This window comes from Aureispira sp. CCB-E (assembly GCF_031326345.1).
GTDB lineage: Bacteria > Bacteroidota > Bacteroidia > Chitinophagales > Saprospiraceae > Aureispira.
The window spans coordinates 1195215-1210221 of the sequence record NZ_CP133671.1; the positions used below are offsets into that span (position 1 = coordinate 1195215).

Annotated in this window: 11 protein-coding genes; 3 read left to right on the forward strand and 8 right to left on the reverse strand. The window is 36.5% G+C overall.

The window, feature by feature from the left end; all coding sequences use genetic code 11:
• Positions 1-41: 41 nt before the first annotated feature.
• Both QP953_RS04505 and QP953_RS04510 read right to left on the reverse strand, forming a co-directional pair.
• Entirely contained in the window at positions 42-359 is a 318-nt protein-coding gene (locus QP953_RS04505) for a hypothetical protein (protein ID WP_052594750.1), read from the reverse strand.
• Between the two features lie 17 nt (positions 360-376).
• Complete coding sequence (locus QP953_RS04510) at positions 377-544, reverse strand: hypothetical protein (protein WP_156039690.1); 168 nt, start codon at positions 542-544, stop codon at positions 377-379.
• 329 nt (positions 545-873) lie between these two features.
• On the opposite strand from QP953_RS04510, the gene QP953_RS04515 reads away from it, so the two are divergent.
• Positions 874-1299: a hypothetical protein gene (locus QP953_RS04515; protein ID WP_052594749.1), complete on the forward strand. Its 426-nt coding sequence runs from the start codon at positions 874-876 to the stop codon at positions 1297-1299.
• Positions 1300-1353: 54 nt separating this feature from the next.
• Positions 1354-2394, forward strand: coding sequence for a LacI family DNA-binding transcriptional regulator (locus QP953_RS04520; protein ID WP_052594748.1), 1041 nt, complete (start codon positions 1354-1356; stop codon positions 2392-2394).
• 34 nt (positions 2395-2428) lie between these two features.
• Here QP953_RS04520 and QP953_RS04525 read toward each other — a convergent pair whose 3' ends face one another.
• The 4 genes from QP953_RS04525 to QP953_RS04540 all read right to left on the reverse strand — a co-directional run bounded on the left by QP953_RS04525 (position 2429) and on the right by QP953_RS04540 (position 8767).
• A complete protein-coding gene (locus tag QP953_RS04525) occupies positions 2429-3016 on the reverse strand; it encodes a hypothetical protein (protein ID WP_052594747.1) in 588 nt (195 codons plus the stop codon).
• Positions 3013-3606: an RNA polymerase sigma factor gene (locus QP953_RS04530; protein WP_052594741.1), complete on the reverse strand. Its 594-nt coding sequence runs from the start codon at positions 3604-3606 to the stop codon at positions 3013-3015. The genes QP953_RS04525 and QP953_RS04530 overlap by 4 nt, the downstream gene beginning before the upstream one ends.
• 7 nt (positions 3607-3613) lie before the next feature.
• Positions 3614-6022: a TonB-dependent receptor domain-containing protein gene (locus QP953_RS04535; protein WP_309554106.1), complete on the reverse strand. Its 2409-nt coding sequence runs from the start codon at positions 6020-6022 to the stop codon at positions 3614-3616.
• Positions 6023-6127: 105 nt separating this feature from the next.
• Entirely contained in the window at positions 6128-8767 is a 2640-nt protein-coding gene (locus QP953_RS04540) for an SUMF1/EgtB/PvdO family nonheme iron enzyme (protein ID WP_309554107.1), read from the reverse strand.
• A 467-nt stretch (positions 8768-9234) separates the two neighbouring features.
• Here QP953_RS04540 and QP953_RS04545 point away from each other — a divergent pair, with 467 nt between their 5' ends.
• On the forward strand, positions 9235-11250 hold the full coding sequence (locus QP953_RS04545; protein ID WP_309554108.1) for a urocanate hydratase: 2016 nt from the start codon (positions 9235-9237) through the stop codon (positions 11248-11250).
• Between the two features lie 392 nt (positions 11251-11642).
• On the opposite strand, the gene QP953_RS04550 is transcribed toward QP953_RS04545, so the two are convergent.
• Both QP953_RS04550 and QP953_RS04555 read right to left on the reverse strand, forming a co-directional pair.
• Positions 11643-13538: a T9SS type A sorting domain-containing protein gene (locus QP953_RS04550; RefSeq protein WP_309554109.1), complete on the reverse strand. Its 1896-nt coding sequence runs from the start codon at positions 13536-13538 to the stop codon at positions 11643-11645.
• A 302-nt stretch (positions 13539-13840) separates the two neighbouring features.
• Positions 13841-14836 (reverse strand): hypothetical protein, encoded by a 996-nt coding sequence (locus tag QP953_RS04555; protein WP_309554110.1) that lies wholly within the window; start codon positions 14834-14836, stop codon positions 13841-13843.
• Positions 14837-15007 lie beyond the last annotated feature (171 nt).

Consider the following 15007-nt stretch of genomic DNA (forward strand, 5'->3'; position numbering starts at 1 on the left):
CGTTGGTGCTAGTGCTCATTTTTTGAGGGATGTTGACATAACTAGAGCGATTCTTCTTCCATTAAATCTAACACTCTCGCCAAACTGTCGTATTCAATCATAGCGGCTTGTGCTTCTTCGGTTGTAGTAGCTTGTTCGGCAATTTTAAGGAGTTTCACTTGTCGCATTATAATTGCATTTACATCTGGTCTGGTATCTGTTAGACTCATGACAAATTTAATTCCCAATACAACTAAGAAACCTAGCATAACTAAACCATAGGCTACATTGTTTGTATTTTCTTTTGATTCTTGAAAGAAGTCATATTCAGCATCATTGTCCTCATAAGACTCCAATAAATCGTCCTCATTATGTCGCATAAGATTTTAGTTTTAGGTTATTGAGTAATTGTGGTATCTGTTTTTTGAATAGTATTGCCAGGAATGCCAAAGACACTAGCATCGTCTTTTTTGTTAAAAAGAGCTATGAGCATAACAATCATTAGTATACCCAAGCCAATAACTTTCATTATATTATAGTTGTTTGTTTCTTCTTGATGATTCATAACGCGACGTTTTTAATGACTCTTGCAATTCCAAAATAAGAATACAACTAAACGGTTTAAAATTTTGGAACTCATTTTATCGATCTTTTGTATTATTATTAATGCAATTAAAAGGAATTTTGTTCTTAAAATAGATAAAATATCCTTCTATACAATGTTTTTAGGTAGAGCAAAATGAGTTGTATTGATAATCTGGTCTCAGAGAAGCAGCCATAAGTCTAAATTTACCTTGATTTTTAGAACCATCTCTTTTGTCTCCTTGTTGAAAACTTAGAAATCTTTAGATATTAATAATTTAGATAAAAGTATAAAATTATAAAAAAATAAAAATGGAAGTTGAAGAGTATTATGGAAACGAAAAACCACCAGAAAAATGGAAATCGATAGTTAGTGTGGTCGCTATTGTTGTTATGGCAATTATTTTATTTCGCATTTTATTTGCTATGTTAATTCCTATCGTGACCATCATCTTGTTGGTTGCCAATAGAGATTTAGTTTCTAAGATCATTCGAATGATTTATCAATTGTATCAAGAAGAATTGTATAAAGGTCTCTTAGCAACCTTAGCTAGTATTTTTCTTTTTGCTCCTTTTGTTGTCTTTTTGTTTTTTAGGACAGTTTATTATATGTTTGCAGAACACAAAATTGAAGATAGCAAGTCTACAAAAAGTTCCGATACAGAGCTAATTAATATCGTTCTTAAAGAGCGGGTAAAAAATATGCTTAATGACGATGATCATATTCGATATCGTTAGTGTTGGTTCCCTTCAAAATTTTGTACGAACTATTTTAAACTGATTCGTATTGATATGAAAAAGAAAGTTGCTCTTATTGATATAGCCCAAGCATTAGGTGTATCTAGGACATTGGTTTCTATGGTTCTGAATGGACAAGGAGACCAACATGGAATTAGTCCTATAACACAAGAAAAGGTAAAAGCAAAAGCAAAAGAACTGAATTACAAGCCCAATTCTATTGCTAGAGGCTTGCGAACAGGAAAATCAAATACGATAGGATTGATCGTAACCGATATTTCGAATAGTTTTTATGCTACTATAGCGCGTAGAATTGAAGAGAACTTGAGAAAATTAGGATATCATTTAATTTTCTGTAGTTCGGATGAACGCCCCGAACGAGAAGAAGAGTTGATTCAAATGCTGCGTGGTCGGCAAGTAGATGGATTGATTTTGGCAACAACTTTTCAAGAAAGTACTGTGTTGGAGGAAATGCAGAAAGAAGAATATCCTTTTGTATTGATAGATCGAGAAGTTCCCCAATTAAATACGCATGCCATTGTTGTAGATAACTACAACAGTTCAAAGAGAGCTATAGAGCATCTATTGGCTTCCAATCATCAAGAAATAGGTTTGTTGACTATTTCGCCAGCTCATTTAAGTACTATCAAAGACCGTGAACAGGGATATAAAGATGCTTTGGTTGCGGCAAATATTCCTATCCAGACAGCCAATATTTGTGAGATCGCTTTTGATGATATTGAACATCAAGTGGCACTTTCGCTCAAAAAAATGCTGCATAAGACAAACCCAATTACAGCAATTTATGCAATTAACAATCGAATTGGAAAAGCTTGTCTTGAGCATTTGAATCAGGTCGGCATAAAAGTTCCTGAAGATATTGCTCTATTGTGCTATGATGATATAGATGTATTCAAGTTTTGTGGTGTAACAGCCGTTGCTCAACCGATTGAAAAAATGGGCGATGAGGCTGTTCGAGTATTGTTACAACAAATTAACTCATCAACTACTACTTCTTTAAAACCTCAGAAAGTTATTTTGCCCGCTTCTTTGGTATTGCGCAAATCCTGCAAGAGCTTTTCTGCTTCCTCTTAAAACCAGCAGAGCGGTCATTGATAGCAGGTTGTTGCTAGTTTGCTCCAACAACAAAATTCATTAGATCTCCCATCTCTCGGATGGATTTACCCTTTGAGTGCTGTTTGGCAAAAATAGTTGATGTATCTTTTTCTTGATAAAAATGCGTTTTATCAAGGGTGGGGACATAGATGGTATCTATTTTTAAAATAGGGACTTCTACGATTTTGGTTCGGTAGACTATTTTTTCTTGAATCCTTATTTTTTCTTGGATAATGGTATCTACTTTGGGAAGATAAACAACCTCCTTTTTTAGAACAGTTTCTGTAACAGGGCGAAACCACCCAACTATAATTCCAACCAAAACGGCTGCTAAGATGGCTTGATAGATCGGAATACTTGTAGGAGTCTGTTGCTGCGGTTGGTGTTTAGCTTTAAAACGTGCTTGCAAATCTTCTAATGTATTTCCATCCAAAGGTTTCTTTTGCGATAAGATTTGCTTGCTTTTTATTAAGATAAGGCGTTGTTGTTGGTAAATCTGAGGAGACATCCAATGCTGCACATACTGTTGTTCATCAAGGCTTAAATCTTCAAAGTCTTTTTGAAGCATCAATTGCTCTAGTTGTTCGTAGTTATCATTCATAAAGCTTCTTTGTTTTGATGTGCTTGGGGATTAAAAATAGCTAATTGTTTGGACAGTTGTTTTAGGGCATGGTGTAATCTAGATTTTACGGTTCCTTCAGGACAGTCTAAAACTTGGCTAATCTGCTGAATACTTAGTTCTTCTTGATAACGTAAAATGAAACAGATTTTGTGCTTGGGTTTTAATTGCTCAATGGCCAATTCTAGGTGTTTGTTAAAGATTTTTTGATCCAATTGCAGAGGGATGGTTTGTCCTCGACTAGGAATGGTTTCACAATCGTCTAAATTAGAGAAACGGTTGCTTTTTCGGCGGTATTCGTTTTTGCACATGTTTGAAGCAATTGTATAAATCCAAGTAGAAAACTTTCGATTAGAGTCAAAGGCTTCAGGTTGTTCGATTAATTTAACAAACATGTCTTGAACAAAATCTTGCGCTTTGGCAGCATTCTGTCCTAGCATCCGAAAAAAGTAATAGTACATTTTTTCATAATAACGATGGTACAGTTCATCAAAAGCCTTTGATTGCCCTTTCACAATTCGCTGCATCAATGCCTCGTCTTTTAACTGTTGATAATTGGTTTTAAAGAACATGAAGCTTTTATTTAATTCGCCCTATTTCAGAACGGTTAACAGAACGATCTTTTAGACCTTGAGCTTTCAATTTTCCAAAATTATAACTTATCGCCAAACGAGCATAACGCGTACTATAACGGTTGTGATAATTGATGTTAAAATTACTGACCAAAGACCGACCACTCTCCCTGTAAGAATATAATATATCGCTAAAAGATAGTCGAATGGATAACTTGTCGTCTAAAAATTTGCGTTCAATACTAGCCCCTAATTCGTAAAAAGGATTAAAACTAAAATAACCTTCTGCGCCACCAGAGACATATTGAAAAGTAATTTCTAGATTGAATACCTTAGGAATTCTAAAGGCATTATAACTGTAAATATAAAACATGGGACGGCTATAATTTAGTAAATCATTTCCTTTGTCATATTGTAATGTAGTATAACTAAAACCCAATGCATTGTAGGTTGTCCACCATTTATTCTCATAAGGTAGGTTGAGCGAAACATTGATTTGGTCTACTTTGTCATAATTCTTGGTAATAATATTAAAGTTATTGCCCACTTTGTCAATAAAAATATCCATGTGATGAAACGTACGGGCAAACTCAAACTCTAAGGACGCCATTTCCATATAAGTCAATGCCCATTCAGCAGAATGAGTATAAGCAGGTATTAAGTTAGGATTACCTGTCTCGGTCGAGTATTGATCAATAAAATCGACAAAAGGATTTAAATCCCCAAAGCTAGGACGCTGAATACTAGTGGTGTAACTAATAGAGGTTGTCAAATCTTCTAAGATGTTATAACTAAGAGAAGCCGTTGGAAACGCATGCCAATAATTGCGACCTAAGATTGGGCGTTCTTCTATTTTAGAAAAACCTTGTAAGGTTGTCCATTCTGCACGGATGCCCGCTTCTACAAACCATTTTTCATTTTCCCAATTTATCTGACTATAAATGCCCAATATATTTTCATTATAACGATAACCATTGCTAAAACTACTATCCCTAACCCATTCTCCTCTACTATTTTGCTCTAAAAAACTAATGGTACTATTATTCATAATAAAAGCATTTTTAATCCCAGATTCAAGCCTAATTTGATTCTTAAACCCTTTTGTGAAATCTATTTGCCCATTAAAAATATGAATATTGCTATTAGAACCATTTTGATAAGCATTGTATTGGGTGTCTAGAGGCATTTGTTGTTGCTGGTTAATTTTGTCCAACCCATTGCGAGTATAATTAGAATATTGACTTGCTATGAAAATCTCACTGTCTAGAGTATCTAAGTCTCTAGTATAGTTAAGATTAACAGAGTTATTCATAGAACTAGACGAACCCGTTGTAATCGCTGCAATCGTATTAAACGGATGATGGTTCAATGTGATTTGGTTGTCGTTGTTGATGGTTGAGTTGTGCAGCCCAAAGGAGCCACGATACTGAAGCCCCAAGATACTGATCGAGTCAGGTCTATAGCCTAATTTAAAACGATAGTAATGTCCTTGTGGTATTGTTCGTATGCTTTCGATATTGTTCAACATGCGCATGGTATCCTTTCCGTTGGTTGGATATGTTCGGATGTAATTATTAGCGTCCCAGTCTTTATCGTAATTAAACGCATAACTAAGTCCAACAGACCATTTTTTCTTTTTATAATTAAAACTTAGATTGCCAAAAGCACCGAAAAAACGAGCTTGGGTTAACCTTACCAAGGCTCTACCGTTGTAACCTTCTATGTTTTGTCGGCGAGTAATAATATTAATAACTGCCCGCCCAGCAGCATCGTAACGAGCCGATGGATTTTTGATGATTTCCACTTCTTTGATTTCAGTAGAAGGAATTGTTTTGAGTTCTTGAACGGTGACGGGCTGCCCATCTAATAATAAGATAGGAGCTCCTTTGCCAAATACTTGAACTTCATCTTTAGAATTGACAATTATTTTGGGAGAACGATGCAAAACGTCAAGGGCAGTCCCACTATTGCTCAACATAGATTTTTCTACATTGACAATTACTTTTCCTCGCTCAGACTTAAAGGTTGGAACGGTAGATTCTACCGTTATCATAGTTAAGTTATTATCATAACTAAGTGACAAAATTCCTAAATCCAATAGACCTTCTTTAAGGTCAGTTTGGACATTGAAAATCGTATCTGTGTACCCTAATGCGGTTAGTTTTACCAAGAAATTGGGAGTAGAAAGCCCTTCTAGTTCAAAGGTGCCATCTAAAATATAGGTTCCCTTTATCAAAGAAGAATCTATTAAATTGAGGACAAGAACATTGCCTACTTCAATAGGATCTTTGTCAGAATTAATCAACTGTCCTTTGAGGCTAAAAAATTGTTTTTGTTGTGCCTGTATCCCAGCACTGCTAAGAAGCAGTGCCAAGAATAGGAGTACAAAATGGTTATGGTTTTCTTGTGTGCACATAAGGTAAATTGTGAGTGTCTTAAAATGTAGTAGTTAGCTACGCTGCTACTGCGTGGTTTCAACGAACTATTGAAAATGATTAATTGGAGGCAAATAGCGTTTGTTTTACAAGCCAATTTCGCAAATGCATCTAAAACCCAACCAAGGACTAGGCACATCATAAGATAATTGATTGCTAATCTTACTTTGATTGGGGGTATGAATCCAACTACCTCCCTTGGCGACTCCCTTTTCTTGAATCATTTCGGCAACATTACCAATCATATTATAATAACCTTTTCCATTAGGAGTAAAACTATAAGCGTTAGCGGTAGCCGTTGAGTCTTTGCTATGTTCTGAATTTGACCAGCTTAGATAAACTTTTTTACCTCCTTTGGGAGTTGTTAACGTGTTATAACCATAAGGAAAATCTTTTTTGTCTAACCCTCCACTTGCGGCATATTCCCATTCTTTTTGAGTAGGTAGGCGATACAAAATTTTTCCAAACTTCTTTTGACTGCTAGGATTCAACGCCAACATTTCATTGACTACCTTAGAACGCCATTGACAATAGTCAATAGCCTGTTGATGGCTAACTCCGACAACTGGAAAATCAGCATAAGCTCTATGTGTATGATAAAATTTCTGAAAGGAAGCATACTGACTACCCAAACTGATCCATACCGTTGTGTCTAATTGAGTCGTTTCATATTTGTCAATTTCATTTTGCTTCATCCAATATTGGTACTCTAACCAAGAAATATTGGTGATTTCACTCTCATCCATATACAAGTTGCCCTTAAGGTGCAGGGTGTTGGGAGGACCCATCATACCTTTACGAATCTTATCTTGAGTTCCTTCTTCTAATACCTCCATAAAAACTCGAAACCCAATATAAGGTTGAGGTTCGGTATAAGTTTGCACATGATGTATGGTAGAAACTTCTGGAGCATGATACCAACTACCCCCTTTGGCGATTCCTTTTTCTTGAACCATTTCGGCAACATTACCAATGGTATTAAACAAGCCATAATTGTTGGGGAAATAGGCATCAGCCACCAAGCTAAAAAAGGCACCATCCAAGGCAGGGCTTCCTTGGTCTTTAGGATCTTTTGCTGTTGAATTGCTGGTATTAAAATTAGCCAAGAAACAACCTTGGGCATTTTTTACAAATTGACCTCCCCAAGAGTATTGGTATTCCTTAAACACGACAGTAGTATCTGCATTAGGGCTAAGAGTAGAGGCTGCTAACATCCATTCTTCTTCCGTTGGTAGTCTAAAACGAACCCGTTTAAATTTCTTTTTTTTATGCTCGATATTATTATAAATAGCCGTTAACCAGTCACAAAATGCAGTTGCCGATTCGTAACTAATATTCTGAATGGGAGCATCAGGATCATCTGGAGAACCATGTAGGTACAAGCGTTCTTCGGGGAGATTTTGAAATTTTGTTGGCAAGTAACTACGCCAGTCTGTCTTGTATATTTTATGAGCTTGTAATTGATCAAACTCCTTACGCTTTAACAAATCTGTTAAGAATAATTCATACACTTCATTGGTAACCTCTGTAACCCCTGCATATAGGTTTAAATTGTAATCCAAGGGTTCGAAGTTCTCTTCAATGTCTTTATGAGAAATCTCAATCATGGTTTTTGATTTTCCAGATTGAAAGTTGTTGTCCAAATAAGCTCTTAAGTCGTCTCCCTTTTGTGCTGCATCCGCTATTTTTAAACTTAAGCTTTTAATTTGGTTGGCTTTGTCCCACTCATTATTCTCTTGATAATAATCGTGCAAAATTAAAAATGCAGGAAGGTAGTTTACATTCGTTTGATGAACAATGTCTTGACTAATGTCGTAGTAAAGGGGAGTTGTTAAATAATCTAATAAGAAATGCTGCTCATAATTATCAACTAAGGTGCTAATATTGTCAAAAGCCTTGGGGCTATGTTTAAAAGCCAAGCCAACAATATAGAGTTCTTCTTCATAGTTTTTGATCAAACCTTTGGAAATGCTAATGCCAAGGTACAATGGGTAATTCAAATGAACTTGTGATAAATGCCGAACAATAGCAGGTTTTTCGTTAGAAATAAGCATAGGAATCTCTAACTGCTCAAAAATAGTCTTCCTATAATCAGGTTGAGTTAGTAACTCTAAGTTTAAAACGTGTATGTCTTGACGTAGTCCTTTGCCATGTTGCAAAAGCCATAAAGGGTGCGTATAGTTGTCGCCTTCTGTTAGTAAAATAGCATTTTTAGACAAACCTACTAAAACATTGTAGTTCCAATGCAGCAAACCACTAGAGTACTCGCCAGAAGCAAGCCACTTTTGGCATAAATCAGTAACTTTTTCATCTTGGAAGCTGATTTTATAATATTGAATTAAATCAGGATATGTTTCATAACGGTGAGGAGCCAAATCAAAAGCTTTGAGTAAGAACTGAATGTCTTTTTGGACGACGTATTGGGCAAAGTTGGCTTCAAAAGATGCAGGCAAAGCTTTTTGTAGCGCTTCGTTTATTGCTTGTAAGTCTGTTGTACTTATACTTCCTTTTTCTAAGAGTACTTGATGGGCCATAAAATAATTGAACCAAGCATCGTGGTTATGTTGATTCTTTTCTATTTCTTGCTTCCAAAGATTAATTTGTTTGAAGTAGTATTCTGCCGATAAGTTTTGACGTGTGATGCTATAAATTTTTTGTGGCGGCTTAGCAAGGGTGACGATAGAATATAAAAAACAAAGTATAAAAAAGCAGTTGAAGGTTTTCATGAGAACATACAATTAAGAATAATAGGCTATAGTTTTACTTTTGAGCCCTCTAAAAATTAAAATCGCTTCCTTATACACATGAACATTGGATGCGTTCATTTTTTTTCTAACTTTTTTTGTTTCCCAATAATCAATCGTGCGTTAGTAGTAAAAAAGACTCTTAAGTATACTAAAACTAATAAGGGGGGCATTTTTTGGATGCTTTTTTTAAACCTAGCTTGGGACTCCTTATATTTGAGGTATCAAACACTAGAAATTAGTAGACATGACCACGAATAGAGTTGTATTGTCGAAAAAGCAAGATTTTTTGAAGGACAAGGACAAGCGCAAACTCATAGCTATAAGTTATGAAGTAGAGCCTTTGACGAAGTCAATTAGAGAAAGATGTTTTTGTAGGCATACTATTTCATTCATGATAATGTCTAGTATCTTACTATTAATTCAGCACAAACTAAAATCAAAATATTATGAATGCGATTGACCATTTGACGGACTTTCAACAAGCAATTTTAGCAGGAATTCCAAGTGATTTGCCACCAATTAAAGCGTTAGACAATACCGTAAGCCACGCTCCTAAACGCAAAGATATTTTGACGGAAGAAGAAAAAAAATTGGCGATACGCAATGCATTGCGCTATTTTCCAAAAGAACAACACCGTGTATTAGCACCTGAGTTTGCCCAAGAATTAGAGGTATATGGAAGAATCTATATGCATCGATTTCGTCCAGATTACGAGATGTATGCTAGACCGATTCAAGATTATCCTTGCCAAAGCCAGCAAGCGGCAGCTATTATGTTGATGATTCAAAATAACTTGGATCCTGCTGTTGCGCAGCATCCGCATGAATTGATTACCTATGGAGGAAATGGTGGCGTTTTTTCAAATTGGGGGCAGTATTTATTGACCATGCAGTATTTGGCAACGATGACGGATGAACAAACTTTGGTTATGTATTCGGGGCACCCTTTGGGATTGTTTCCTTCTCACAAAGATGCTCCAAGAGTAGTCGTGACCAATGGTCTAATGATTCCTAACTACTCTAAGCCAGATGATTGGGAGAAGTTTAATGCGTTAGGGGTTACTCAATATGGACAAATGACAGCGGGGTCTTACATGTATATCGGACCACAAGGAATTGTCCACGGAACAACAATCACGGTTTTAAATGGTTGCCGAAAAATTGACGACAAAGGAACGACTGGAAAATTATTTGTTACAGCAGGCTTAGGCGGTATGTCGGGAGCCCAGCCCAAAGCTGGAAATATAGCAGGCGTGATTTCGGTAACAGCAGAGGTAAATCCAGCAGCGACTTACAAGCGCCACGAGCAAGGATGGGTCGATGAAGTAATTAGTGATTTGGATGAATTGTGTGCTAGAGTACGTCAAGCAAAAGAAAAGAAAGAAGTGGTGTCCATTGCTTATGATGGCAATGTGGTTGATGTTTGGGAGAAGTTTGAAGCAGAAGGCATCTATGTCGATTTGGGATCGGATCAAACCTCTTTGCACAATCCTTGGGCTGGTGGGTATTATCCAGCAGACCTAAGTTATGAGGAAGCCAATGAATTAATGGTTTCAGACCCAGATGCTTTTAAAGAAAAGGTACAAGAGACGTTGCGTCGCCATGCCACAGCCATTAATAAACACACCGAAAAGGGAACTTACTTTTTTGATTATGGAAATGCTTTCTTGTTAGAAGCTTCTCGTGCAGGAGCAGATGTAATGGCAGCAAACGGAGTTGATTTTAAGTATCCTTCTTATGTGCAAGATATCATGGGACCGATGTGTTTTGATTATGGATTTGGACCATTCCGTTGGGTATGTGCTTCTGGAACAAAAGAAGACTTGCAAATGACCGATAAAATTGCAGCAGAAGTTATTGAATCATTGTTAGACAATGCACCTGATGATATTCGCCAGCAAATGGAAGACAATTTGCATTGGATAAAGCAGGCAGAAGAGAACAAAATGGTCGTTGGGTCACAAGCTCGTATTTTGTATGCAGATAGCGAAGGGCGCATCCGTATTGCAGAAGCCTTTAACCAAGCCATCAAAGACGGTCGGTTATCTGGTCCTGTTGTCTTAGGAAGAGACCATCACGATGTTTCTGGAACGGACTCTCCTTATCGAGAGACTTCTAATATCTATGATGGTTCTCAATTTACAGCAGATATGGCGGTGCAAAATTTTGTTGGGGATGCTTTTAGAGGAGCAACTTGGATTTCGCTACACAATGGTGGTGGCGTTGGCTGGGGAGAAGTGATGAATGGTGGTTTTGGAATGTTGTTGGATGGCACAGAAGCAGCTGACCGTCGACTTAAGTCCATGTTGTTTTGGGATGTTAATAATGGAATTGCTCGTCGAAATTGGGCTAGAAATGAAGGTGCCGTAACTGCTATTCAACGTGCTATGGATTTAAATCCAAACTTAAAAGTTACATTGCCCAATGTAGCTGATGATGCCTTAATAGAAGGGTTATTTTAATTTTAATACTCCGTTGATTATTCCCTCTGGTCATGAACTTGGGCTTTTGTGCCACTAGCACAAGCCTACTCGGCAAGCTTAGTTTTTTAGTTTTCTTACGAACCCGCAGGCTCACGAAGTAAAAATATAAAAAAGTATCTTGCATTAGTTTACCGTGTGAGGGCTTCGCCGTTGATTATTAGTCTTTTATTGAAGTTGATAGTCAAGCTAATACGATTTACTGCGTGAGCGCTTTGCTTTTAGTTAGCTGCGCTGCTACTGCGTGGTTTCAACGGAGTAATGAATTGAACTGCTAAGAATATTAATCAGCGAATCAGCTAAAAAAAGTTTGAAGATTAGTACTACTAATCTTCAAACTAAATTAAACTATCATTTTACGAACGATTCTAGGATTACATTTTTACAAATATCTCTGTCATTTTTTCTTCTCCCATTTGAACTTCTAAGAAATAAGTACCTTGGCTTAGTTTTAATTCGTTCAAATCGAATTGGATTTGCTGTTGTCCAATTGCTGTGCAGTTGTATTGGTGCACAACTCTACCATTAATATCATATATATTCAATTGTGCTTCTTGGCTGTTTTCAAAAGCAACTTGAATAAAATCTTTTGCAGGATTGGGATAAATAGATAATGCTGAAAGTGTGGTGCTTGTTTTTTTAGCAGGAATGGATTTTTTTATATTGACAACAAATCCAGTTACCAATGATTTCTGAAAGTCAGGATGCTGTGCTTGTATAACAATATTGTAAACACCATTTTCTAGAAGTTTTGTAGGGCGCAAAGTATACACACCTTCTCCTGTTGACTGAAAGGCTTCGAGGGTAGTGACCTCTTTTTTCAAAGGAGAGCCATCCAAATGATGCTTATAAGTTATAATTGCTTTTAGTGATAATTGAGATAAATCGTATTGGTCAGCGTGATTTAGTTTGACCTCAAAAGAAGGACGATTATCAAAAGCAAATTGGTGGCAGTTGTTGTATTCTAATTCTACACCTTTTCGATGATTAATAAGAGCAACAAATTTATTTTGACTGCTGATTTTGTACTGACCAACAGGCAATTGATCTAAAGGAATATAACTTGATACCCCTTCCATCAAATCAGATGTTGTGCGAATGTCGTTAATATCAATAGCTACAGGAATTAGCTTGCCATTTGGAAGAATTTGTTGTAATGTAAATTGATCACTAGCAGAATGATGCAAAATAATCATTGCCAAATCTTTAATTCCTTTTTCTACCGTAAACGAGCGGTTCTCATCTTCAGAGTCTACAAATTGCAAACGACTAGAAATAGTGGCATTAACGGATTCTGCACTATTGGTTTGAGTCACATCCTCTCGTAAAGAAGAAAGTGGTGCCATGAATAAAGGTTCGATGGTATTCCAAACAGCACTAGAAAGCGCCACATCAAGGTGGTCAAATCTAGATAGAGGATTACCATGTCCTGGTGTCCATTGAGGGCGACCTCTGCGACGTGCCGAACTCCAATACGGCGTAACGCCATCGTTGCCACCAACAGAAGAACCCGATCCCATCCAGTTTAATAAGTTACCACTAGTAATCATGACAGGCCTTAATAAGCTAGAGCCATTATCGTATCCCCAAGTGCCTAAGTTGATGAATTTACCAGGTTGATTGCGCCAATGCCAGTCTAAAATCGGGCGGGCATAACCTCCCATATAGTAAGTAGTAGAGGTCGATGTTCCTCCTCCCAAGCCAATTAAATCTACGATCCAATTAAAGCCAGGCATTTCAGCTAAGTTTGCTAACTCTGTGCCATAAAAAGGCGTTCCTAAGGTAATAACGCGTTCTACTTTATGACGACGGTTATGGGTAATCATGGCAACTTCTGAAGCTTTCCCTCCATTGCTATGCGCAACAATGACAACATCATTAACACCAAAATGTCGGGTGATATCATCCAACATTTGTGCTAAAAGTTGTCCGTTCTGCCACATACCTTGCCCTCTTGTCATGGCAACAAAAGCGCAATTTTGATGAGCATTATAAGTATCTTCATAAATATCATTACCAGGAAGAAACCAAACATTGTTCAAATCTATAAAACCATGTACATAGACAATCACAGGCTTGTTGGGGTCTACCGTAGTGGGCGTGGCACCATAATAAATACCACTCCCTGTAATAGGTCCAATAAACAAAGGTGTTAACTGCTGAGGTGGTGGCAACTGATACGTTGAAATAGTTTGTGCGTTGAGAGAGAGCATACTCAAAATTAAGCATCCCCATAAGCATAGGGATATTCTGACCTTGAAGGAGTTCATGTGTGTTGATTTTTAATGTGATTAAAGATAATAGTGGGTAGGTAAGGAGTAGTTGACTTAGAATCAATGAGTTCGTGTGAGTTTTGGAATATTACAAGTATACGACTAAAAATTAAATTTCATGAATTTTAGTATATGTAATATTAAATTTTAACTATAAAGTTATCAAATGAATACTATTTGGTTTTATTTTATGGTTAGTTTCGCAGTAAATCAAAGTAAAAAAATAAAAATGCCTAAGACAAATTGTGATGTCTTAGGCATTTTCAAGCATAAAAGTGATTCGAGATAATGAGTACTTTTTACAACTCCAACAACTTCTTTAGTGTTTGGATGCGTTGTTCTATCTTTTGTCCTCTTTTTGTAAATGATTTTAATCGTTGAGCTTGATTGTCATAAACCTGTTTGGTCTTGTTGTATTGTTTTTCAGCAGATTTATTTTGTGTCATAGCCTTAGACATTTTTTCAAAAACCTTTAAAGCTTCGGCGCCATTGGGCTGTTTTTTGAGTTCTTTTTTTAGAGTACTACCATCTGTTGTTAAATAAGCAATTTGCTTTTTTTCTTCTTCTGTTAACTGTTGCCCTGATTTGGATTTTTCGAAAGCCTCATCAATGCGCATATTTATTTTTTTTAGGCTTTCCATATTGGTATTAAATTGACTATACTTTTTATCCAGTTCCTTTTGGTTGGCATCTACTTGATTAGCGGTAACCACTACATACTTGTAACTAGCATCCATTAATGCTTTGGCTCGTTGATTATCTGCGGTTAGTTTTTGAATGGAATCTTGTACAATAGCTTGCTCTTCTAGTAGCGCATAATATTCTATTTCATTCCAATATCTTTTATAAGAACCAGCCTCTCCTTTTAAATTTAGGTATAACGGACCAGTGATAACTTTGTCTTTTAGGAGGATTTGCGTGTTTAGGGTAATCGTTGAATCAACACCAACACTATCTAATGCACGCAACAATGTTTTTCCAAAAAGGATATGCCCTTTTAGTTGTGTGTCTAAAATTCGGGAAGGAAATGTTCCAGAGGTTATTGTTTGATCGGTTGTTTGCGTTTGAGCAGTAGTTAATACTGTGATAGTAGCCTTTCCAAGGTGTAGTGTAATAGGCAGTTCTGTTGGGTTGTTGTAAAGGACTGGATCAGAAAATGTATAAACTACTTTAGAGGCGTTGTGTAGTTGAATAATAGAAGTGGAATCTTGCGCATAGAGTACCTTTATAGTATCTTGAGCATTACTAGAATAATACAAAGAAAACAACAAAAGGACGATAAGAAAACGTTGCATAGTCAATCATTTAAAAGTTGCTAGAGGGGGCTAACGAACTACGAATTTTTATAAAATGAAAGAATATAGACAAATTAGACAAATTGTTTAAAAAAAGAGGTTCTATATTCTATCAATGCATTCAACAAACTTCAAACCATATTACCCAAATAGTATGTTATAGTAGTTCGT

Excerpts from the sequence above, each read along its gene's own strand:
- QP953_RS04555 (WP_309554110.1), bottom strand. The coding sequence starts at position 14,836 with ATGCAACGTTTTCTTATCGTCCTTTTGTTGTTTTCTTTGTATTATTCT.
- QP953_RS04505 (WP_052594750.1), bottom strand. The coding sequence starts at position 359 with ATGCGACATAATGAGGACGATTTATTGGAGTCTTATGAGGACAATGAT.
- QP953_RS04530 (WP_052594741.1), bottom strand. The coding sequence starts at position 3,606 with ATGTTCTTTAAAACCAATTATCAACAGTTAAAAGACGAGGCATTGATG.
- QP953_RS04520 (WP_052594748.1), top strand. The coding sequence starts at position 1,354 with ATGAAAAAGAAAGTTGCTCTTATTGATATAGCCCAAGCATTAGGTGTA.
- QP953_RS04540 (WP_309554107.1), bottom strand. The coding sequence starts at position 8,767 with ATGAAAACCTTCAACTGCTTTTTTATACTTTGTTTTTTATATTCTATC.
- QP953_RS04545 (WP_309554108.1), top strand. The coding sequence starts at position 9,235 with ATGAATGCGATTGACCATTTGACGGACTTTCAACAAGCAATTTTAGCA.
- QP953_RS04525 (WP_052594747.1), bottom strand. The coding sequence starts at position 3,016 with ATGAATGATAACTACGAACAACTAGAGCAATTGATGCTTCAAAAAGAC.
- QP953_RS04550 (WP_309554109.1), bottom strand. The coding sequence starts at position 13,538 with ATGAACTCCTTCAAGGTCAGAATATCCCTATGCTTATGGGGATGCTTA.
- QP953_RS04515 (WP_052594749.1), top strand. The coding sequence starts at position 874 with ATGGAAGTTGAAGAGTATTATGGAAACGAAAAACCACCAGAAAAATGG.
- QP953_RS04535 (WP_309554106.1), bottom strand. The coding sequence starts at position 6,022 with ATGTGCACACAAGAAAACCATAACCATTTTGTACTCCTATTCTTGGCA.
- QP953_RS04510 (WP_156039690.1), bottom strand. The coding sequence starts at position 544 with ATGAATCATCAAGAAGAAACAAACAACTATAATATAATGAAAGTTATT.